At 72.3% G+C, this 20,438-nt stretch carries 21 protein-coding genes; 14 read left to right on the forward strand and 7 right to left on the reverse strand.

The genetic code is table 11. From position 1 onward, the window contains the following. Positions 1-41: 41 nt before the first annotated feature. The 3 genes from ABIC52_RS09255 to ABIC52_RS09265 form a co-directional block, all read right to left on the reverse strand. Positions 42-698, reverse strand: coding sequence for a DUF1345 domain-containing protein (locus ABIC52_RS09255; protein WP_354027165.1), 657 nt, complete (start codon positions 696-698; stop codon positions 42-44). A 94-nt stretch (positions 699-792) separates the two neighbouring features. Beyond that, complete coding sequence (locus tag ABIC52_RS09260; protein WP_209677054.1) at positions 793-1,914, reverse strand: DUF475 domain-containing protein; 1,122 nt, start codon at positions 1,912-1,914, stop codon at positions 793-795. A gap of 164 nt (positions 1,915-2,078) precedes the next feature. Next, entirely contained in the window at positions 2,079-3,656 is a 1,578-nt protein-coding gene (locus ABIC52_RS09265; RefSeq protein WP_354027166.1) for a helix-turn-helix domain-containing protein, read from the reverse strand. A 234-nt stretch (positions 3,657-3,890) separates the two neighbouring features. On the opposite strand from ABIC52_RS09265, the gene ABIC52_RS09270 reads away from it, so the two are divergent. From ABIC52_RS09270 to csrA, 13 genes are all read left to right on the forward strand, one after another. Next, positions 3,891-4,175: a flagellar FlbD family protein gene (locus ABIC52_RS09270; protein WP_126891864.1), complete on the forward strand. Its 285-nt coding sequence runs from the start codon at positions 3,891-3,893 to the stop codon at positions 4,173-4,175. 1 nt (position 4,176) lies between these two features. Next, positions 4,177-4,992, forward strand: a complete 816-nt coding sequence (locus ABIC52_RS09275) for a motility protein A (protein ID WP_354027167.1) — start codon at positions 4,177-4,179, stop codon at positions 4,990-4,992. 2 nt (positions 4,993-4,994) lie between these two features. Beyond that, a complete protein-coding gene (locus tag ABIC52_RS09280; RefSeq protein WP_354027168.1) occupies positions 4,995-5,930 on the forward strand; it encodes an OmpA/MotB family protein in 936 nt (311 codons plus the stop codon). Positions 5,931-5,995: 65 nt separating this feature from the next. Continuing rightward, a complete protein-coding gene (locus ABIC52_RS09285; RefSeq protein ID WP_126891867.1) occupies positions 5,996-6,877 on the forward strand; it encodes a flagellar motor switch protein FliM in 882 nt (293 codons plus the stop codon). Then, on the forward strand, positions 6,874-7,578 hold the full coding sequence (gene fliN, locus ABIC52_RS09290) for a flagellar motor switch protein FliN (RefSeq protein WP_209677055.1): 705 nt from the start codon (positions 6,874-6,876) through the stop codon (positions 7,576-7,578). Before ABIC52_RS09285 ends, fliN begins: the two co-directional genes overlap by 4 nt. A gap of 3 nt (positions 7,579-7,581) precedes the next feature. Continuing rightward, positions 7,582-8,175, forward strand: a complete 594-nt coding sequence (locus ABIC52_RS09295; RefSeq protein ID WP_354027169.1) for a FliO/MopB family protein — start codon at positions 7,582-7,584, stop codon at positions 8,173-8,175. Then, positions 8,172-8,996 carry a flagellar type III secretion system pore protein FliP gene (gene fliP, locus ABIC52_RS09300; RefSeq protein WP_209677058.1) on the forward strand — a complete coding sequence of 275 codons (825 nt, stop codon included), beginning with the start codon at positions 8,172-8,174 and terminating at the stop codon, positions 8,994-8,996. Before ABIC52_RS09295 ends, fliP begins: the two co-directional genes overlap by 4 nt. Then, complete coding sequence (locus ABIC52_RS09305) at positions 8,996-9,268, forward strand: flagellar biosynthetic protein FliQ (RefSeq protein WP_354027170.1); 273 nt, start codon at positions 8,996-8,998, stop codon at positions 9,266-9,268. Before fliP ends, ABIC52_RS09305 begins: the two co-directional genes overlap by 1 nt. A 2-nt stretch (positions 9,269-9,270) precedes the next feature. Continuing rightward, a complete protein-coding gene (locus ABIC52_RS09310) occupies positions 9,271-10,047 on the forward strand; it encodes a flagellar biosynthetic protein FliR (protein ID WP_354027171.1) in 777 nt (258 codons plus the stop codon). Between the two features lie 6 nt (positions 10,048-10,053). Further along, positions 10,054-11,244 (forward strand): EscU/YscU/HrcU family type III secretion system export apparatus switch protein, encoded by a 1,191-nt coding sequence (locus tag ABIC52_RS09315; RefSeq protein WP_126892610.1) that lies wholly within the window; start codon positions 10,054-10,056, stop codon positions 11,242-11,244. Continuing rightward, positions 11,241-13,295 (forward strand): flagellar biosynthesis protein FlhA, encoded by a 2,055-nt coding sequence (locus tag ABIC52_RS09320; protein WP_209677060.1) that lies wholly within the window; start codon positions 11,241-11,243, stop codon positions 13,293-13,295. Before ABIC52_RS09315 ends, ABIC52_RS09320 begins: the two co-directional genes overlap by 4 nt. After that, positions 13,270-14,307, forward strand: coding sequence for a hypothetical protein (locus tag ABIC52_RS09325; protein WP_354027172.1), 1,038 nt, complete (start codon positions 13,270-13,272; stop codon positions 14,305-14,307). Before ABIC52_RS09320 ends, ABIC52_RS09325 begins: the two co-directional genes overlap by 26 nt. 4 nt (positions 14,308-14,311) lie before the next feature. Beyond that, on the forward strand, positions 14,312-14,581 hold the full coding sequence (gene csrA / locus ABIC52_RS09330; RefSeq protein WP_126892520.1) for a carbon storage regulator CsrA: 270 nt from the start codon (positions 14,312-14,314) through the stop codon (positions 14,579-14,581). A gap of 105 nt (positions 14,582-14,686) precedes the next feature. Here the strand turns inward: csrA and ABIC52_RS09335 are convergent, their stop codons facing one another. The 3 genes from ABIC52_RS09335 to ABIC52_RS09345 all read right to left on the reverse strand — a co-directional run bounded on the left by ABIC52_RS09335 (position 14,687) and on the right by ABIC52_RS09345 (position 18,081). Beyond that, the gene (locus ABIC52_RS09335) at positions 14,687-15,250 is read right to left on the reverse strand and encodes a hypothetical protein (RefSeq protein WP_126892521.1); all 564 of its coding nucleotides are present in this window, start codon (positions 15,248-15,250) and stop codon (positions 14,687-14,689) included. Continuing rightward, on the reverse strand, positions 15,247-15,912 hold the full coding sequence (locus tag ABIC52_RS09340; protein WP_354027173.1) for a DNA-binding protein: 666 nt from the start codon (positions 15,910-15,912) through the stop codon (positions 15,247-15,249). The genes ABIC52_RS09335 and ABIC52_RS09340 overlap by 4 nt, the downstream gene beginning before the upstream one ends. 69 nt (positions 15,913-15,981) lie before the next feature. Then, positions 15,982-18,081 (reverse strand): acyl-CoA dehydrogenase family protein, encoded by a 2,100-nt coding sequence (locus ABIC52_RS09345; RefSeq protein WP_354027174.1) that lies wholly within the window; start codon positions 18,079-18,081, stop codon positions 15,982-15,984. A 209-nt stretch (positions 18,082-18,290) separates the two neighbouring features. Here ABIC52_RS09345 and ABIC52_RS09350 point away from each other — a divergent pair, with 209 nt between their 5' ends. Then, positions 18,291-19,754, forward strand: a complete 1,464-nt coding sequence (locus ABIC52_RS09350; RefSeq protein WP_354027175.1) for a peptide MFS transporter — start codon at positions 18,291-18,293, stop codon at positions 19,752-19,754. A 182-nt stretch (positions 19,755-19,936) separates the two neighbouring features. On the opposite strand, the gene ABIC52_RS09355 is transcribed toward ABIC52_RS09350, so the two are convergent. Continuing rightward, complete coding sequence (locus ABIC52_RS09355) at positions 19,937-20,239, reverse strand: hypothetical protein (protein ID WP_209677071.1); 303 nt, start codon at positions 20,237-20,239, stop codon at positions 19,937-19,939. Positions 20,240-20,438: the final 199 nt, after the last annotated feature.

Here is a 20,438-nt window from a genome sequence, read left to right on the forward strand (position 1 = left end):
ACCGACCGCTCGTGGGGACGGATGCACCCTGGGAGCCCGACTCAGCTTCCCAACCCCGCGACCAGGTTGATCACGCTGGCGATCACCACCGTGCCGAAGAAGAACGACAGGAGCGCGTGCCGCAGGGTCGTCGCCCGGATGGTGCTCGACGTGATCGTGGTGTCCGACACCTGGTACGTCATGCCGACCGTGACGGCGAAGTACGCGAAGTCCGTGTACCGCGGTGGTTCCGGCTGGTTGAAGTCCACCCCGCCGGGCGTCTCGCTGTAGTAGAGCTCGGCGTACCGCAGCGTGAAGAGCGTCTGCACGAGCAGCCAGGACAGCAGGACGCTCACGACACCGAGGGCGGCGGCCAGGTCCTGCGCCGTGCCGTGCAGCCCGCGAGCGGTGCTCAGCACGACGAGGATCGCGACGACGCTCGCTCCCGAGGCACCGACGAGCAGCAGGTCCGACGTCGTCCGCTTCGGGTCCTCGCGAGCCGCCCACCGCGCTGTGCGGTCGGCGTCGGCGCGGAGCAGCGGGAAAGCGGTGACGACGTAGACGGCACACGCCGCGGCCCAGCCGACCGAGGCAGCCCAGCGGGGCCCGGCGGTCAGCGCCGTGACGACCGCGACGACGACCCCGACCGCGACCATCAGCACGAGGCGGTGACGGTAGCGGCGGGACCGCCCCGTCCGCGGGTCCAGGGGTGCGCTCATGCCGCTCAGCATGCTGACCGGAACCGTCAGTGCGCCCGGGACACCGGGCAGCCGCGCTGAGCGTGCACCCAGGGCGCTACGGAGTGCGATCGCGTCAGCCGGCCAGCGTCCGCCGCCGGGCCCGTCGTGCCCACGCCCGCCACGGCAGCGAGCTGGCCAGCGCGAGACCGATCACGACGGTGCCGAACCAGGCCACGACCGTCCCGGGGACCGGGACGAGCAGGCTGGTCCAGAGGAGGACCGCGAGGACCCCCAGGACGTACGCGGCCCCTGCCTTCAGGTACCGGAGGCGCTTGAGCGTCGCCGCCTGGTCCAGGTGCGAGGTCGTCCGGGCGAGGAAGACTGCGCCGACGGCGATGGCAGCGACCGCGAGTGCGGCCTGCTCGAGCGCACCGAGTCCGTCGGCGCCGAGCAGACCCGACCCCGACAGGCTGTACACGCCGTCCAGGATCTCGAACAGCATGAAGACCACGAGGCCGCGCTCGAAGACCACCGTCGAGGCGTAGGCGTGCACCCGCCACGCGCCGCGCGTGCCGACCGACCCGGTGTCCGTGCCGTCCACGCCCCGCAGCGCCCACCGCGCGATCCGCTTGGACACGAGGTACGCGCCGACGCCGGCCGCGCCGCCGACGGCGACCGGCAGCACAGCGTCCGGCGTCCACGCGTCCTGCCGTCCGACCAGGACGGTCGTGCCGAGCACGCCGGTCGCAGCGGTGACCACGGACCAGGCGCGCGGCCGCGCGACCCGGGCGAGCCGTGCCTCCAGACCGCCCAGCCAGGACCGCCGTGACAGGCGGTCGGTGTTGAACAGGTACTCGGCGAACACCGACCAGATGAAGGCTGCGCCGAAGGCGGCCAGCGCGGGCCGGACCTCGGCGAGGTGTGCCGAGAAGGACCCGGGGGCGAAGACAGCCTCGTCGACGGCTGACGCGGGGTCCGTCGCCCCGCCGACGGCGACGGCCGCGGGTGGCAGGACCAGGCGCATCGCGAGCACACCGGCGACGATGCCGATCGACAGGAAGAGCCGTCGCGCCGGGGAGTGCAGGCGCCCTGCGATGCCCGCCATCGGGACCGACGAGTCGGCGGCCATGGCGATCTCGAGCAGGGCGAGCGCGCCGAAGGCCAGAGCTGCTGCCGGGCCGAGCGCGACCCATGCGACGGTCGCGGCCGCCACGGTGAGGACGAGGGGGACGGTCAGGAGCGATCTCGTGGCCATGCCCCCATGCAGCACCTGGCGTCTGGATCGTGGGTCCGTCCCGTCTGGCAGACGCCCTGGAGGCTCCGGTGCGTTCTCCGCGACGGGTGACGGCCCGTCCCCACTTGCGGGGACGGGCCGTCGGGTGCGGCGACCGGCGGGGTCGCCGAGGTGGCGCTGTGGGATCAGTCGTGGAACGTCTCGATGGACGCACCGAGCGAGTTGAGGCGCTCCTGCAGCTGCTCGTAGCCGCGGGCGATGATGCCGACGTTGCGCAGGACGCTCTCACCCTTCGCCGCGAGCATCGCCAGCAGGATGACGACGGCGGGTCGCAGCGCCGGCGGGCAGCTGACCTCGGCACCCGAGAAGTGCGTCGGACCGGTGACGTCGAGACGGTGGGGGTCGCGCAGGGTCACGGTCGCGCCCAGGCGGGTCAGGTCGAGCAGGTGGATCGCCCGACCCTCGTACACCCAGTCGTGCACGAGCGTGGTGCCCTCGGCCATCGCCGCGATGACGACGAAGAACGGCAGGTTGTCGATGTTCAGGCCGGGGAACGGCATCGCGTGGATCTTGTCGATCGGTGCGTGCAGCTCGGACGGGTGCACCGTGATGTCGACGAGGCGGGTGCGACCGTTCGCGGCGGCGTACTCCTCGCTGACGTCGAAGCGCAGGCCCATCTCGGCCAGGGTCGCGAGCTCGATCTCGAGGAACTCGATCGGCGCACGGGTCACCGTGAGGGTGGACTCGGTGACGATGCCGGCGGTCAGCAGGCTCATCGCCTCGACCGGGTCCTCGCTCGGCCAGTAGTCGACGACCTCGTCGATCCGGCTCTTCCCGGTGATGCGGAGCGTCGTCGAGCCGATGCCCTCGACCTGCACCCCGAGGAGCTCGAGGAAGAAGCAGAGGTCCTGCACCATGTAGTTCGGGCTGGCGTTCCGGATCGTCGTGACGCCGTCGCGAGCGGCCGCGGCGAGGATCGCGTTCTCGGTGACGGTGTCGCCGCGCTCGGTCAGCACGACGGACTTCGTCGGCACCTCGGTGTTCGCCACGTCGACCTCGTACCACCCGGAGGTCGCCTCGACGTCGACCCCGAACGGGCGGAGCGCGATGAGGTGCGGCTCCACCGTGCGGGTCCCGAGGTCGCAGCCGCCGGCGTAGGGCAGGCGGAACGAGCCGTACCGGCCGCTGAGCGGGCCGAGGAACATGAGCACGCTGCGGGTGCGGCGCGCCGCGTCGGCGTCGATCGCGTCGAGGTGCAGGTCCGACGGCGCGACGATCTCGAGCACCTCGCCGTCCTCGGACCACGTGACGGTCGCGCCGAGGCTGCGGAGCACGTCGATGATGCGGTCGACCTCGACGATGCGGGCGACCTTGTGGAGGCGGGTGACACCACGGTTCAGCAGCGACGCGCAGAGCAGCGCGACCGCGGCGTTCTTGCTCGAGTTCACCGCGATGGAGCCGCTGAGCTTCCGCCCGCCCTGCACGCGCAGGTGCGCGCGCTGCGGGGCGCCGCCGATGGACACGATCTGCTGGTCGAGGGCGTCGCTGATGCGCGTGAGCATCTCGAGCGACAGGTTCTGGCCGCCCTGCTCGATGCGGTTGATCGCGCTCTGGCTCGTCCCGACGCGTTCGGCGAGCTGGGACTGGGTCATGCTGCGGCCCTTGCGGGCGCCCCGGATCAGGGCGCCGACCTCGCGCAGCGGAGCGGCAGGCGAGGTGCCGGTCGGCTCGGCGGGCGTGACGACGGTGGTGGTGTCGGACATGGACGTCACGGTAACACGCTCATGAGATAAAACCGGGGATGGATCCCGGCGTTCTCGCAGGTTCAGATCGGGAATAACTCGTCCATGAGAAGTTGCGCGACGGGTGTCCTTCCGCAGTGGGCGTCGCGCTAACGCCGCTCGGCCGACCGCCGATAGTCATCGCTGCACACCCACGGACGGGTCTGCATCCCGCCCCACGGACGGCGGCGGGACGATCGAGAACCAGGACGGGCCATGATCGTCGTCACACGACTCAACGGCAGCGCATTCGCTGTCAACCCCGACCTCGTGGAGCGCATCCAGGAGACGCCGGACACGACGCTCATCATGGTCGACGGCGCCAAGTACATCGTGCGCGAGTCCATGGCCGACGTCATCGGCCTGGTCGCCGCCTACCGTGCGCGGATCGTCGGCATGGCCTACGGCACCGACACCGCGACGAACGCGACCGGCCCGCAGCCCACCCTCGCTCCGGTCGCACCGCTCGTCGCTGCCAGTCGCCGGGACGGGGGTCGCTGACGTGGACATCGCAACGATCGTCGGGATCCTCCTCGCCTTCGGCGCCCTGTTCGGCATGGCGCAGATGGAGCACGTCGAGATGGCGGGCCTCTTCCTGCCCGCGCCGATGCTCCTCGTCTTCGTCGCCACCATCGGCTGCGGTGTCGCGAGCACGACCATGAAGGACGCCCTCGCCGCCTTCAAGACCGTCCCGAAGGCGTTCACCGGCAAGGTGACCCCGCCGCAGACCGTCATCGACGACGTCGTCGGGCTCGCCGAGACCGCTCGGGCCAACGGCCTGCTCGCGCTCGAGCAGGAGGCCGACAAGCACGACGACCCGTTCATGAAGAAGGCCCTGCAGAACATCGCCGACGGCACCGACGGCGACGAGCTCCGGATCCTGCTCGAAGACGAGATCGAGTCGAACGCCGCACCGATGCGGAGCGCCAGCGCGTTCTTCATGAGCCTGGGCGGCTTCGCCCCGACGGTCGGCATCATCGGCACGGTCGTCTCGCTGACCCACGTCCTGGCGAACCTCGGCAAGCCCGACGAGCTCGGCCCGCTCATCGCGAGCGCGTTCGTCGCGACGCTCTGGGGCCTGCTGACCGCGAACTTCCTCTGGCTGCCGTTCGGCGGCAAGCTCCGCAAGCTCGCGCAACTCGAGGCCGACCGGCAGACCCTGCTGATGGAGGGGCTGCTCGCGGTGCAGGCCGGCAGTCAGCCCCGACTGCTCGGTGAGCGCCTCACCGCGATGGTGCCGCCCGCCGCACGCGGTGCCGTTGGCAAGGGCGGGAAGGCCGCCAAGGCCACCGCCGACGACCAGCAGCTGGCGGCCTGACCGTGAGCGCGAACCCCCGCGGGCGCGGGCGCGGTCGGAAGAAGGGCGGCCACGACGAGGCCGAGCACCCCGACGAGCGCTGGATGGCGTCGTACATGGACATGATCACGGTGCTCATGTGCATGTTCCTCGTGCTCTTCGCCATGTCGTCGGTGGACCAGGAGAAGTACATCGCGCTGAAGAACTCGCTCGCGACGGGCTTCGGCGAGGTCAAGTCCGGGAAGGTGGACACCGCGTCCGGGACGATCGTCTCGAAGTCCCAGGTGACGAAGGACGGCAAGGGGTACGCGACGGACAAGTCCGACGCCGATCACTCGACCGCCGCGTCCGGCGCCGACGACACGAACGTCGACCCGGCCTCGACGGCGGTGCCGCCGGTGGCGTCGAAGGCCGACCTGGCAGCGGCGCAGCGGGAGCTCGACGACCTCAAGGCCATCGAGGCGGCCATCCAGGGGAACCTCGACCAGGCGGGGGAGTCGTCGAAGGTGCAGTTCGCGGTCGACGACCGCGGTCTGACCGTCCGGCTCGTCGGCAGCGAGACCTACTTCGCGACGAACAGCGCCGACCTGTCCGACCAGGCCCGCCGGATCATGGACGCCATCGCCCCGGTCCTGAAGACCAGCGGGCACGACGTCAGCGTCGAGGGCCACGCCGACCAGCGGAACTCCACCGCCCCGTACGCGACGAACTGGGAGCTCAGTGCCGCCCGCGCCACCGGGGTGCTCCGTGACCTGGTCGAGCGCGGCGGGATGCCGGCGGACCACGTGCAGAGCGTCGGGTTCGGCTCGAGCCGCCCGCTCGCCAAGGGTGCCAGCGACGCGGACAACACGTTGAACCGACGGGTCGACATCGTGGTGCTGTCGAACCAGGACCAGGACGTCAGCGAGCTGATGCCGGCCCTCGCGACGGCACAGGACGGAGCACGACAGGGGGGATAGACCCCGACGCCCCAGAACGGGGCACAGCGCTGACGCCTGCCCGTCGTCGGCCGACAGACGCACCCGTGACCGAGACCCTGCCCGCGCCCGAGGTGTACGACTTCGCGCGCCCGTCGACGCTCGCCCGCGAGCACGCACGGGTCCTCGAGCTCGCCTTCGAGACGTTCGCACGGCAGTGGGGCACGCAGCTCACCGCGAAGGTGCGTGCCGTCAGTCAGGTCACCTGCGAGCAGGTCTCGATGACGACGTACGACGAGTACGCCGCGTCCCTGCCGGCGCTGACCGGCATGGTCCTGCTGCCGATCGCCGACACCGCACCGAAGGGTGTGCTCCAGGTCCCGCTCGACGCCGCGCTCACGTGGGTGTCGCACGCCCTCGGCGCCTCGAAGCCGCTGCCGACCCCGGAGCGCACCTTCACCCCGATCGAGCAGGCGCTCGTGCGGAAGATCGTCGAGGACGCCCTCGACGACCTCCGCTACTCGTTCGGCGGGCTCCTCGCGCACGAGGTCACCACCGGCGGGTTCCAGTTCAACAGCCAGTTCGCCCAGGCCGCGCAGAAGGGCGACCTGATGATCGTCGCCGCATTCTCGATCCGGGTCGGCGACCGGGTCGCCCCCGGCACGCTCGCGCTGCCCGCCGAGGCGGTGCTCCCGCAGCTCGGCGAGGACACGACGAGCGTCTCGGCGGCCGACGCCCGCGCCCTGCTCGACGCCCAGCTCGCGAGCGTCCCGGTCGGCGTCAGCCTGCACTTCGCGCCCGCCGCCGTGCTGCCCACGCAGGTGCTCCGGTTGGCCGTCGGCGACGTCCTGCCGTTGCCGCACCCGCAGCACCGCCCCCTCACCATCGCGGTCGACGGCGAGCCCGTCGGCACCGCCGCCGTCGGCGCGAACGGCTCGCGCCTGGCCGGCATCGTCGTCACCACCACCGATCCGGAGCAGCACGCATGAGCGCCACCACCACCCTCCACGCCACCGCGGCCGAGTCGCTCGCGGCGCAGCTCCCGACGGCGGCACCCCTGACCGCCCTGCCCCTGCCGGGAGGCGCGACCCCGGTCGTCCTCGAGGCAGCGGTCGACGGCGTGGTCGCGTCCTTCGTCGGCGGGCTCTCCGCGGACCTCGCGCTGGTCCTCACCGACCTCGGTTCCGTCGTCGCCGCCGGCGGCGCGGACGCCGGCCTGGTCGACGTCACCGACGTGCTGCGCCCGTCGCTCGAGGCCGCGGCCTCCGTGCTCGGCGTCGGCGTGCTCGGGGACGCCCGCCGCGAGTCGGCCGCGTCGCTGTTCGCGGACCCGGAGACGATCGTCTTCGAGCTCACCGCGGGCGGGGTCCCCGGCGGCTGGTTCGGTCTGCGCGTCCGCGAGAACGGCACGGTGTCGGCTCCGGCCGCCGGCGCGGTCCCCGCCGGGAACCTCGGCCGCATCAACAACGTCGAGATGACCCTGACGGTCGAGATCGGCCGGACCCGGATGTCGGTGCGCGACGTGCTCGGCATGGAGCCCGGTGCCGTGGTCGAGCTCGACCGCAGTGCCGGTGCCCCCGCGGACGTCCTGCTCAACGGCCGGCTGATCGCCCACGGCGAGGTCGTCGTCGTCGACCAGGACTACGCGGTCCGCATCACGAAGATCCTCGACGTCGCCGAGACGGTCTGACGCGTGGACACCCTCTGGATGGCCCTCCGGGTCGCCGTGTCGCTCGGCGTCGTGCTCGCCCTGATGTGGGTGCTGCACCGCCGTGCGACGAAGGGCGGGCTCGGAGCCGTGACGAAGGCGCGCGGACGTCGCTCGGCCGCGGTCGAGGTCGTCGGTCGCCAGGGGATCGGCGGCAAGGCGAGCGTCGTCGTCGTCGACGTCGACGGGGAGCGCCTCGTGCTCGGCGTGTCCGAGCAGAGCGTCTCGCTGCTCCGCAGCGGCCCGACCCCTGCACCGGAACTCACCATCGTCACCGGACCGGTCGTCCTGCCCACGGAGCCGCGCACGTCGGCGCCGGCCACGACCGCCGACCGGTTCCGTGTGGAACTCGAGCGGCAGGACCACGCGACCACGGGCCTCCCGGCCGACACCGCGACGGGCACCGCGACGGGCACCGCGTCGAGCTCCACGGTGCCGCTCCCGATGCGGCCCCGCGGCAGCGCCCGCCGGCCCGCGCGTGCCGTCGTGCCGACCGCCCAGCAGCTCCAGGGGTCCGTGCTCTCCGCCGACACGTGGCGGCAGGCCGCGGCCGCGCTCCGAGGCCGGCGGGCCGGGTGACGGCCGCGCTCCGGACCGGCCGCACCGCCACCCTCGTCGTCCTCGGGCTGGCGACGGTCGCCGGGCTCGTCCTCCTCACCACCACCGGCGCGCACGCCGCCGGTGTCACCGGCCCGACCGCGCCGGCCACCCCGACGGCGCCCGCGAGCGGTGACTTCAGCGTCAGCGTGAACGGCCCCGACGGCACCCCGTCGTCGGCGATCGTCACGCTGCTCGGCATCACGCTGCTCAGCGTCGCGCCGGCGCTGCTGCTCATGATGACGTCGTTCACGAAGATCTTCGTGGTGCTCGCGATGACCCGGAACGCGCTCGGGCTGCAGGGCATCCCGCCGAACCAGGTGATCGCCGGGCTCGCGCTCTTCCTGTCCCTGTTCGTGATGGCCCCGGTGCTCGGGCACATCAACGACGACGCGCTGCAGCCCTACCTCGCCGGGCACATCGACTTCGCGAAGGCGGTCGAGGTCGGCACGAAGCCGCTGCGGACGTTCATGCTGCACCAGACGCGCGAGGAGGACGTCGCGCTCATCACCCGGGCCGCCGGTCAGGCGAACCCGAAGGACCTCGACGCCGTGCCGATGACGACCGTCATCCCGGCGTTCGTGATCTCCGAGCTCCGCAGCGCCTTCATCATCGGGTTCGTCATCTTCGTCCCGTTCCTCGTCATCGACCTGGTCGTCTCCGCCGCGCTCATGTCGATGGGCATGATGATGCTGCCGCCGGTGATGATCTCGCTGCCGTTCAAGATCCTGCTGTTCGTCCTCGTCGACGGGTGGGGGCTCATCATCACGTCCCTCATCGAGAGCTACCAGGTGGTGCACTGATGAACCAGCAGGCGGTCATCGACCTGGTCCTCCAGGCGCTCGTGGTCGCGGGCAAGCTCGCCGCCCCCGTGCTCGTGACGTCGCTCGTCGTCGGCTTCGCGATCTCGCTCTTCCAGTCGGTGACGCAGATCCAGGAGGTCACGCTCTCGTTCGTGCCGAAGGCCGTCGCAGTCGCGATCGCGCTGGTCGTCTGCGGCAACTGGATGATCGCCGAGATGATCGCGTTCACCCACGTCGCGTTCGACATGATCCCGAAGCTCCTCGGGACGTAGCCGTGGACCTCGCCATCGACGCGGACCAGCTCGAAGCCACCATGCTCGCCGGGGTCCGACTCGTCGCCTTCCTCGTGATCGCGCCGCCGTTCGCGTACAAGGCGTTCCCCGGCACGGTGAAGGTGATCCTCGGGCTCGGCCTGGCGATCGGCGTCGCACCGCGGGTCGGGCTCGGGTACACCGCGCTCGACGCCGGCGGGTTCCTGCTCGCCCTGCTCACCCAGCTGCTCGTCGGCCTCGGGCTCGGCTTCCTCGTGTACCTCGTGTTCGCCGCGGTGCAGTCCGCCGGTGGGCTCATCGACCTGTTCGGCGGCTTCACCCTGGCGCAGGCGTACGACCCGCAGTCCCAGGTGAACGGCGCGCAGTTCACCCGACTGTTCCAGATGGCGTCCCTCGCGCTGCTCTTCGCGAGCGGGGGATACCAGCTCATCGTGGCCGGGCTCGTCCGGTCCTTCGACGCGGTGCCCCTGGTCGCGGCGGACGGGTCCCCGGGCACCTTCGCGATCGGTGGCTTCGCCTCGGTCCTGGTGCACGCCGCGTCGCAGATGTTCCTCGCGGCGCTGCAGATCGCGGGCCCGCTCGTCGTCGTGCTCTTCCTGGCCGACGTCGGACTCGGGCTCCTCACCCGCGTGGCACCGGCGCTCAACGCGTTCCAGATGGGCTTCCCGATCAAGATCGGGCTCACCGTGATCTTCGCCGGAGCGCTCTTCATGGCCCTGCCGGCCGTCGTGTCGTCGCTGACCGGCGACGCCGTCGCCGCGATCACCGGGCGGGGGTGAGGCGACGTGTCCGACGGAGGGAGCGGCGAACGCTCCGAGAAGGCCACCCAGAAGCGGATGCAGGAGGTGCACCGCAAGGGGCAGCTCGGCCGGTCGCAGGACCTCGGTGCCTGGGTGGGCATCGCGACGGCGGCGCTCGTCATGCCCGCCGCGATCGGCAACGCCGCCGGGGCGGGGGAGCAGCAGCTCCGCGTGGTGCAACACGTCATCGCGGACCCGACGATCCCGGCGGTCCGGCAGGCACTGGCCGACGCGCTCGGGTCCGTCGCCGCGACCGTCGGCCCGATGCTCGCCGTCGTCGCGGTCGCCGTCGCCGCGGTGTCCGTCGCGCAGGGTGGCGTGCACTTCCGCAGGATGACCCCGCAGCCCGACCACTTCGACCCGGTCGCCGGGGTCAAGCGGGTGTTCGGCGTGCAGGCGCTCTGGAACGGCGTGAAGGCGCTGCTCAAGACCGCCGTCGTCGGGCTCGTCCTCTGGTTCGCCGTGCAGTCGCTCGTGCCCGTCCTCATGACGAGCGGTTCGCTGCCGCTGTCGTCCGTCCTCGACGCGGCGAAGGAGGGCACCGGCACCCTGCTCCGCGCCGCCGTCGCCGCCGGGCTCCTGCTCGCCGCAGTCGACGTCCTCGTCGTCGTGCGCCGCAACCGGAAGCGCACGATGATGACCAAGCAGGAGGTCAAGGACGAGTCGAAGCGCACCGAGGGCGACCCGCTCGTCAAGGGCCAGCGCCGATCCCGCCAGCTCGCGATGAGCCGCAACCGGATGATCGCCGCGGTCGGGGACGCCGACGTCGTCATGACCAACCCCACGCACTACGCGGTCGCGCTGCGCTACGAGCCCGGGAAGTCCGCGCCCCGGGTGGTCGCGAAGGGCGCCGGGCCCGTCGCCGACGTCATCCGGTCCACCGCCGAGGCGTCCCGCGTCCCGATCGTCCGCGACGTCCCGCTGACCAGGGCACTGCACGCCGCGTGCGAGCTCGGGCAGGAGGTCCCCGTCGACCTCTACACCCCGGTCGCCCGGGTGCTCTCGTTCGTCATGGCGCTCAAGGCCCGCGGTGCCGCAGCCGGGACGCACGCCGCGCCGACGCCGACCACCGCCGACGAGGTCGCGACCGTCCTCGACCCCACCACGCTCACCGGCGACGCCCGACCACGGCGCCTCCGCACCCGTCCGTCCACTGCCGAAGGGGCACCCGCATGAACCGCAAGGACCTGCCCAAGCTCGCCGTCCCGGTCTTCATCGTCGGCATCGTCCTGCTGCTGATCCTGCCCGTGCCGTCGTTCCTGCTCGACGTGCTCATCATCCTGAACATCCTGTTGGCGCTGGTGATCCTGCTCACGACGCTGTTCGTGAAGAAGCCGCTCGACTTCTCGGTGTTCCCGTCGCTGCTGCTCGTCGCGACGCTCTTCCGGCTGGGGCTCAACGTGGCCTCGACGCGCCTGGTGCTCGGCGAGGGCTTCGCCGGAGACGTCATCCAGGCGTTCGGCCACGTCGCGGTGTCCGGATCGATCATCATCGGCGCCGTCGTCTTCCTCATCCTCGTCGTCATCCAGTTCGTCGTCGTGACGAAGGGTGCCGAGCGCGTCGCCGAGGTCGGTGCGCGGTTCACCCTCGACGCCATGCCCGGCAAGCAGATGGCGATCGACGCCGACCTGAACGCCGGGCTCATCACGGACGCCGAGGCGAAGGAGCGCCGTGCGGCGGTCTCCGCCGAGGCCGACTTCTACGGCGCGATGGACGGCGCGTCGAAGTTCGTCAAGGGCGACGCGATCGCCGGCATCCTCATCCTCGTCATCAACATGCTCGGCGGGGTCGCGATCGGCATGCTGCAGAACGGGCTGTCCGTCACCGACGCGCTGTCGAAGTACGGCATCCTCACGATCGGCGACGGCCTGGTCTCGCAGATCCCCGCGCTGCTCATGGCGGTGTCCACGGGCATGATCGTCACCCGGTCGGGCGCGGAGACCGAGATCGGTGCGTCGGCCACCACGCAGCTGACCCAGTCGCGGAACGCGCTGATGATCGCCGGTGTGGCCGCCATCGCGATGGGGTTCATCCCGGGCATGCCGATCATCCCGTTCCTGCTCATCGGCGCCGGACTGCTGTTCGCCGGCTGGCGGCTCTCGCGGCAGGCGGCGCAGCAGGCGGCAGCGGTCGAGCAGCAGCAGGCGCTCGAGGCCGCGGCGCCGTCGTCGGACAGCCCGGAGGACCTGCTCGAGCAGATGCGCGTGCACGCGCTCGAGATCCTGCTCGCCCCGGACCTCGTCGACATGGTGTCCGGGTCCTCCGACGACCTGCTCGGTCGGGTACGAGCGCTCCGCCGGAAGATCGCGGTCGACATGGGCATCGTCGTCCCGCCCGTCCGGACCCGGGACAGCATCGAGCTGCCGCCGTCGACCTACGCGATCCGCATCGCCGGCGTCGAGGCCGGACGGGGCACCGCACCCTCCCGCAGCGTGCTCGCACTGGGCGACCAGCTCGACGGGCTCCCGGGTACCGCTACGGTCGAGCCGGTGTTCGGGCTCGCCGGCAAGTGGGTCCCCGCCGAGCTCCGGCACGCCGCCGAGATGACCGGCGCGACCGTCATCGACCGCGTGTCCGTGCTCGTCACGCACCTGCAGGCCGTGATCGGCGACAACGCCGCACGACTGCTCACCCGCGAGGACGTCAAGGTGCTCACCGACGGTGTCAAGCAGGTGAACCCCGCCGCGGTCGAGGAGCTCGTCCCCGGCATGCTGTCCCTCGCCGAGGTCCAGCGCGTGCTCCAGGGCCTGCTCGCCGAGCGCGTGCCGATCAACGACCTCGGGCGCATCTGCGAGGCGCTGACCCTGCGGGCGAAGGTGTCGACCGACCCCGAGGGGCTCGTCGAGTCCGCGCGCGCCGCCCTCGGCCCGGCCCTGCCCGCACGCCACGCCGAGGCCGGCACGCTCCGCGTCATCATGATCGACCCGCTGCTCGAGCAGTCGATGCTCGAGGGGCTGCGTCCGTCGGAGCAGGGCACCCAGATCGTGCTCGACGCGCACCGCATCGAGCAGGTCCTCGGCTCCCTCCGCGACGCCGTGCGCAGCGTCGAGGAGCAGGGGCTGTCCGCCGTGCTCGTCTGCGCTCCGCAGCTCCGGCCGGCCGTGCACCGCATGGTGTCGGCGCAGGCGAACGGCCTGCCCGTGCTCTCCTACCAGGAGGCCACGGCGGCGGGCTCCACCATCGAGACCGTGGGAGTGGTCCGTGCCGCCGACCCGATCGCTGCGTAGCGGCCCCACGCTCGAGGCGGTCCGGGACGCCCTCCGAGCCGAGTTCGGCGCCGGCGCCCGGATCGTCTCGGCGGAGCGCGTGTCCACCCCCGGCATCGGCGGACTCTTCCGCCGCGCCCACGTCGAGGCCGTCGTCGAGGTGCCCGACCCGCTCGACCCGCCGACCGCACGGGTCGCCATCGCCGACGGCCCCGTGACCCGGATCGGCATCGCCGCGCTCCTCGCCGACGCGGAGGCCGCCGAGGCGCGCATCGCCGACGGTGACGGCACCGCCTCGACGCGGGCCGACGCGTTCGCCTCCGTGCTCGACGGCTTCGCGGCGGACGGCATCACGGCCGGCCCCACCGTGACGGGCGCCACCGCGACGGGCGCCACCACGGCCGGCGCCCCGCGCCCCGGCCGCGCCGGTACGGACCCGACACCGGTCGACGGAGCCGGGTCGCGCCTCCAGGACGTCACGTCGCTCACCGTGCCGGGTACGGACGAGGACCCGGGCCGTCCGGGAGGCACGCTGCCGGTCACGGGACCGGCTCCCGTCGCCCCGGTGGTCACCGTGCTCCCCGGCGTGGCCACCACGTCCGCGCCGACCACCGTCGCTCCGGTGCTGCCGGTCCCGGCGGTGCGGTCGGCCGACGGGGACCTCGTGCTGCTCGTCGGACGACCGGGCGACGTCGACGCGGCGGCCGGCGTGTTCGCCGGACGGTACGGGTTGCGCGCGACCGACGCCGCCGACCGGCGGGCCGGGATCCTCGCGCGCGCCGAGGGCGTCCGGAACGGGTACGCGCTGCTCGGCGTGTCGGCGTGGGACGACGCGGCGACGGTCGAGGGGCTCGCAGCCGACCAGGTGTGGGTCGTGGTGGACGTCGGACGGAAGACCGGGGACTCGCGGGCCGTGGTGCTCGCCGTCGCCGGTCGGGTGCCCGTCGCGGGCGTGGTCGCGATCGGCGCGCGGGAGACCGCCACGCCGGAGTCCGTGCACCGTCTGGGGCTGCCGGTGGTGTCGCTAGGCTGACGGGGTGCTGGTACTCACGCGGAAGGTCGGGGAGCGGATCCTCATCGGTGACGACGTCGTCATCACGGTCCTCGACAGCCGCGGGGACGGGGTCCGGATCGGCATCGACGCTCCGCGCGGGGTCAAGATCCAGCGCGAGGAGGTCGTCCGCGCCGTGATCGAGGCGAACGCCGAGGCCGCTGCTGCTGCGGCCCCCGCCGCCGAGGGCAGCGACGACGCCGAGGCGCGCCTGCGGGCCGCGCTCGGTGATCTCGGACGGCCCGAGCAGGGCTGAGCACGCCGGGCTCGCGAGGGCGGGTGCGGGTTGCGGGTGGGGGTTGCATGCGCGGGCACGTCGGTGCCGGTGCCGGTGCCGGTGCCGGTGCCTTTGCCTGAGCCGTCAGGCGGGCAGGCCGATCGCGGTCCAGGCGGCGAGCCCGGCCCAGCAGGTGCTCGTGAGCGTCCCGACGATGAAGCGCTCCCGCGCCTCGGCGGAGTCGAGCTCCGAGAAGCGGCCGAGGCCCTTCACCGCGACGACGGCCGCGACGATCTCGAGCCGCCCCACCAGCACCGCGCCGATCACCGCGAAGCGTTCGAGGAACCCGATCGCCGCCCCGCCCCGGAGCACCTCCGGACGGCGTCGCACGACCGCGGGCTCGTCGGCACGCGACACGAGTATCCCGCCGTGCTGCCCCCGTTCGACGCCGTCGCGCATCGCGAAGCCGAGCACCGTCCCGGTGACGGCGCTGCCCGCGAGCACGCCGAGGGCGACCACCGCGGTGGTCCCGAGCACGTGCAGCGCGGTCGACGGGGCGGCCGGCACCAGGTCGAGGAGCTCGGCGGCGAGGACGACGGCGACGAGCACGACCGCGGGGACCGCACGGGCGAGCGGTGGGACGCGGTGCACGGCGCTGAGCCCGGCCGCGGCGAGCAGCACGAGTGCCCCGACCAGCCAGAGCGTCATGCCGGGGTGTCCGTTCCAGCAGCGGCGGCCGGTTCGGCCGGGGTGTCCGCTTCTGCAGGGGTGGCCGGTTCGGCCGGGGTGTCCGCCTCGGTTAGGAGCCGCGTCAGCGCCGCGTGCACGGCGTCGTCGGAGCGCAGGTCCGCGGCGAGCCAGCGCTTGGCGACCGCCTGCGGGGTCACGCCGAGCAGCCGGGCAGCCTCGGTCCGCGAGTGGCCGGCGCGCAGCAGGTCGGCGAGCTCCCAGCCCTCCCGGGACCGGCGCTGCCGGGCGCGGACGGTCTGCGCGACGAGGGGTTCGACGTCGGCGGTGGCGAGCCGGCGACCCGGGGCGACCTCGAGCGCCAGGTGCTCGGGGGCCTCCTTCGCCCGGTCGACGGCCGCACGCGCCTGCACGAAGGCGTCGCCGCGCGCCGCACGCGTCGAGACCGGCACCGGCTCCTCGACGTCGCCGACGCCGATCCCGATGCTCCACCCGTCCGTGCGCGCCAGGGCGAAGACGACGTCGAGCAGGGTGCCCGCGTCGTCGAGCAGGAACTGGAACTCGTCCCCGGCGGTGCGCTCCGGCGGCAGCACCACGCGCCCCTCGGACACGGATCGGACGACGTCGATGGCCTGTTCCACCCGGTCGTCGTCCGAGCGACTGCCCACCTGGTCCACCGTCACCGCGTACATCGCACCTCCGCCATCAACCCTACAAGGTTGATTCCGCCGATATCAACCCTCAGAGGTTGATCACGGACGGGGCTTCTTCTCCTGCTCCGGCAGGCGTCCAGCGGCGGCCTCGGCGGCGAACCACGCTGCCGCCTCCTCCTGACGTGCCCGCTCCTCGCCGAGGGCGATCGGTGCGCGGACGTGCTCGGGAGCGTAGCCGAACGACTCGACGAGCTGCGGGACCACCGGGCGGAGACGGGCGACCAGCCGGTCCACGTACGCCGAGACCGCACGGGCACGCTGCGCGGACAGGCGGCCGTGCACCAGGTGCCAGTCGAGGTGCTGCTCCAGGAGCCCGAGGGCGAAGAGGTCGCGCAGCCACACGAGCACCCGCCGGGTGTCACCGGGGGCGACGGACTCGATGGCGTCGGTGAACGCGTCCCACTGCATGAGCTCGGCGTGGGCCTTCGCGGCCTCGATGAGTTCGTGCTGCGAGCGGTTGAGCAGCTTCGCGGCATGCGCCCGGTCCTTGCCGGCGGAGGCGAGGCGCACCCCGATCTCCGACACCATCGTGTCGACACGGCCGGCGAGCAGCGCGCGCTGCGTGCGCGGGTCCTGCAGGTCCGTGACGCTGGCCGCCAGGGAGCCGCGGTCGGCCACCGTCTGCCCGAGGCGTCGGATGCCGGACGCGTCGGCGAGCCTCGTGGCGGCCTGCGCGGCGACGAACCGGGCGGTCGAGGCTGCGTCCCGGGGGGCCTTCGCCCGGAAGTCGGTGAGCAGGCGCTTGCCGACGAGCTGCAGCAGGATCGTGTTGTCGCCCTCGAAGGTGACGTAGACGTCGAGGTCGGCGCGGAGGCTCGTGAGCCGGTTCTCGGCGAGGAACCCGGCACCGCCGCAGGCCTCGCGGCACTCCTGCAGCGTGTCGAGCGCCGACCAGGTGGACATCGCCTTGAAGGCGGCCGCCTGGGTCTCCAGGTCCTCGCGCCGCTGGGGGGTGTCCTCGCGCCCGCTGAAGACGTCGTCGAAGGTCTGCAGGAGCTTCTCGTGCGCGAAGGACTGCGCGAAGACCGTCGCGAGCCGGGGGATCAGTCGGCGCTGGTGGCGGCCGTAGTCGAGCAGCACGCCCTCGTCGCCGCCGCCGGTCGGGAACTGCCGACGCTCGGCGGCGTAGGTCAGCGCGATCTGCAGGCCGATCTTCTGCGCGACCACGGCGGCGCCGTCGAGCGAGACCCGGCCCTGGACGAGCGTGCCGAGCATCGTGAAGAAGCGACGACCGGGCGAGGCGATCGGGGAGGTGTACGTGCCGTCCTCGGCGACGTCGCCGTACCGGTTCAGCAGGTTCGTGCGGGGGACCCGGACGTGGTCGAACCAGAGGCGACCGTTGTCGATGCCGTTCAGGCCGCCCTTCACGCCGTCGTCCTCGCCGCCGACGCCGGGCAGGAACGCCCCGTCCTCGTCGCGGAGCGGCACGTAGAACGCGTGCACGCCGTGGTCGACGCCCTGCGTCACGAGCTTCGCGAACACCACGGCCGCGCGCCCGTGCAGGGCCGCGTTGCCGATGTAGTCCTTCCAGGCCCCGCGGAACGGCGTGTGCAGGACGAACTCCTGCGTGTCCGGGTCGTAGGTCGCCGTCGTCGCGATGCTCTGCACGTCCGAGCCGTGCCCGGTCTCGGTCATCGCGAAGCACCCGGGGACGTCGAACCGGATGATGCCCGGCAGGAACTCGCGGTGGTTGCGCTCGGTGCCGAGGTGGTGCACGGCGGACCCGAACAGCCCCCACTGCACGCCGGCCTTGATCTGCAGCGACGGGTCCGCCGTCGTCAGCTCCTCGAACGCTGCGAGGTTGCCGCCGTGGTTCTCCTGGCCGCCGAACTCGGTCGGGTACGGCCGCTGGATCGCGCCGGCGTCGACGAGCACGCGCAGCTGCTCGAGGACGCGCGCGCGGTGCTCCGCGATCGGCTGCCCCTCGATCTTGTGCAGCCCGGGGTCGCGGGACAGGCGCCGGGAGATGCGGCGGTCCTCGGCCCAGCGTCCGAGCAGGAGCTCCCCGAGCAGCGTCGTGTCGATCCGGACGTCGGTGTCCGTGCCGCCCGTCGGGGTGCCCGCTGCCGGGTCGCCCGTGGCGTCGGCGTTCGGGGCCTCGGTCGTCGAGGTGGGGCGTGCGGGTGCGGTGTCGACCATGGGGGAGCCTTCCTGAACTGCTCTGTCCGTGTTGCACTCGACACGGTAGGCACCTCGGCCGAGTGTTGGTCGAACGCCGTGCGGGCGCACAACGGCCACCAGTCGAGCGGCATCGTGGTGGTGGGAATCCTCCAAGACCCGGCCCCGGAAGTTTGTACGCGCCCCGCCTCGATTCGGACGAGCGGGGTGTGCGGGGGCACAGTGGACGGATGTCTCGCACCACCCCGCCCAGCGCTCCGGCGCAGCAACGCACCTTCTTCGGGCAGCCGTTCGAGCTGTCGACGCCCTTCGCGGTGGAGCTCTGGGAGCGGTTCTCGTTCTACGGCATGCAGGGCATCGTCCTGATCTACATGTACTACACCGTCACGCGTGGCGGCCTCGGCATCGACGAGGGCGTCGCGAACGGCATCATGGGTGCGTACGGCGGCGCCGTGTACCTGTTCACGATCATCGGCGCATGGGTGGCGGACCGGCTGATCGGTGCCGACCGGACGCTCTTCACGAGCGCGGTCGTCGTCATGCTCGGCCACATCGGACTCGCCCTGATCCCGGGTGTGGCCGGCGTCGGGGTCGGACTCGTGCTCATCGCGCTCGGCTCCGGCGGCCTCAAGGCCACCGCCACGACGATCGTCGGCGGGCTCTACAGCCGCGAGGACCCGCGCCGTGACGCCGGCTTCTCGCTGTACTACCTCGGGGTGAACCTCGGCGCCTTCTTCGGTCCGTTGCTGACCGGGCTGCTCCAGTCCGCGCTCGGGTTCCACTACGGCTTCGGGCTCGCCGCGGTCGGGATGGCCGCCGGCCTCGTGCAGTACGGCATCCGTCGGCGCAAGCTGCCGGAGTCGGTCCGGCACGTCACCAACCCGGTCGACCGTCGCCGGCTGCCGCTCGTCGCCGTGCTCGTCGTCGTCGCCCTCGTCGTCGTCGTGGTGTCGGTGCTCACCGGACTGCTCACGGTGTCGAACCTGCCGACGGTCGTCGTCGCGATCGTCGTCGTGGCCACCATCGCCTACTTCGTGGTCATCCTGAACAGCGGCATCACGGCCGACGAGCGGTCGCGCGTCTTCGCCTTCATCCCGCTGTTCATCGCGAGCGCCGTCTTCTGGTCGCTGTACCAGCAGCAGTTCACCGTCGTGACCCAGTACTCGGACCAGCGCCTCGACCGTTCGTTCGGCGACTGGGAGATGCCGGTGTCGTGGGTCCAGTCGATCAACCCGATCTTAATCATCGTGCTGTCCGGTGTCGCGGCGGCGATCTGGACGAAGCTCGGCGACCGTCAGCCGTCCACGCCGACGAAGTTCGCGCTCGGCACCGGGATCATGGGCATCGCGTTCCTGCTCTTCCTGCCGTTCGCCGGCACGGGGCGGAACGGCACGCCACTCATCGCCCTCGTTGCCATCCTGCTGGTCTTCACCATCGCCGAGCTCCTGCTCTCCCCGGTCGGACAGTCCGTCGCGACGAAGCTGGCACCGCCGAGGTTCCAGACGCAGATGGTCGCGCTCTTCTTCCTCTCGGTGTCCCTCGGCACCGCGGCGACGGGCGTGCTCTCGCAGTACTACTCGCCGACGAACGAGGTCCCGTACTTCACCGTCCTCGGCCTGGTCGCCGTCGCGGTCGGGGTCGTGCTGCTCCTCTGCGCGAAGCCGGTGCTCCGCCTCATGCGCGGCATCCGCTAGCCCCGAGGCACATCCGGTAGCCTGGACGCGGCCACGACGGCCACCGCCACACCGGCCCCGCAACCCAAGGAGTCACCAATGCTCGAACTCATCGCAGGCGTCATCATCGGCATCGGCGTGCTCGGTGGCGTGGGCATGTGCATGGCCGTCGCCGCCATGCTCAAGAGCGGCAACGAGGAGTACTAGACCTCGTCCGAGGCAGCCGGTCCGACCGGCACCAGCTGACGACCCAGGACGGTCGCGCGCTCGAAGGGGCCGCGGCCGTCCTTCGTGTAGGCGGGCTCGTCGAACGCGACGGTCCAGGTGCGCTGCATCCCGCCGAGCTGCACCCCGCCGGGAGCCACGATCACCCCGATGGGCGCACCGTCCCACTGCTCACCGCCGCGGTCGGTGTCGACCACCTGCACGAGAGCGCCGATGCCGAGCCCACCGGCGTCTGCGCCGGCGTCATCGGGGCGGGGGCTGCGAGCACGTCGTCCGAACACCCGCCCACCGTACCGCGCCCTGTCCGCCCGACCCCGTCCGACGCGAGCGGGCAGGACACGCCGCGCCCCCACCGCCGAGCGGGCGGTATCCGTCGCCTGCGGCCCCCGACCGTGACAGATCTCGCCCGCTCGCGGGCAGCGGGCAGCGGGCAGCGGGCAGAGGGTACCGGGAAGCGGGCACGGGGCGTCGGTGGACGGG

It is taken from the genome of Curtobacterium oceanosedimentum (assembly GCF_040545555.1).
Lineage (GTDB): Bacteria > Actinomycetota > Actinomycetes > Actinomycetales > Microbacteriaceae > Curtobacterium.

Coding starts and splice junctions, on each gene's coding strand:
- ABIC52_RS09255 (WP_354027165.1), bottom strand. CDS start 698: ATGAGCGCACCCCTGGACCCGCGGACGGGGCGGTCCCGCCGCTACCGT.
- ABIC52_RS09305 (WP_354027170.1), top strand. CDS start 8,996: ATGAACCAGCAGGCGGTCATCGACCTGGTCCTCCAGGCGCTCGTGGTC.
- fliN (WP_209677055.1), top strand. CDS start 6,874: ATGAGCGCCACCACCACCCTCCACGCCACCGCGGCCGAGTCGCTCGCG.
- ABIC52_RS09260 (WP_209677054.1), bottom strand. CDS start 1,914: ATGGCCACGAGATCGCTCCTGACCGTCCCCCTCGTCCTCACCGTGGCG.
- ABIC52_RS09265 (WP_354027166.1), bottom strand. CDS start 3,656: ATGTCCGACACCACCACCGTCGTCACGCCCGCCGAGCCGACCGGCACC.
- ABIC52_RS09350 (WP_354027175.1), top strand. CDS start 18,291: ATGTCTCGCACCACCCCGCCCAGCGCTCCGGCGCAGCAACGCACCTTC.
- ABIC52_RS09320 (WP_209677060.1), top strand. CDS start 11,241: ATGAACCGCAAGGACCTGCCCAAGCTCGCCGTCCCGGTCTTCATCGTC.
- ABIC52_RS09270 (WP_126891864.1), top strand. CDS start 3,891: ATGATCGTCGTCACACGACTCAACGGCAGCGCATTCGCTGTCAACCCC.
- ABIC52_RS09335 (WP_126892521.1), bottom strand. CDS start 15,250: ATGACGCTCTGGCTGGTCGGGGCACTCGTGCTGCTCGCCGCGGCCGGG.
- ABIC52_RS09345 (WP_354027174.1), bottom strand. CDS start 18,081: ATGGTCGACACCGCACCCGCACGCCCCACCTCGACGACCGAGGCCCCG.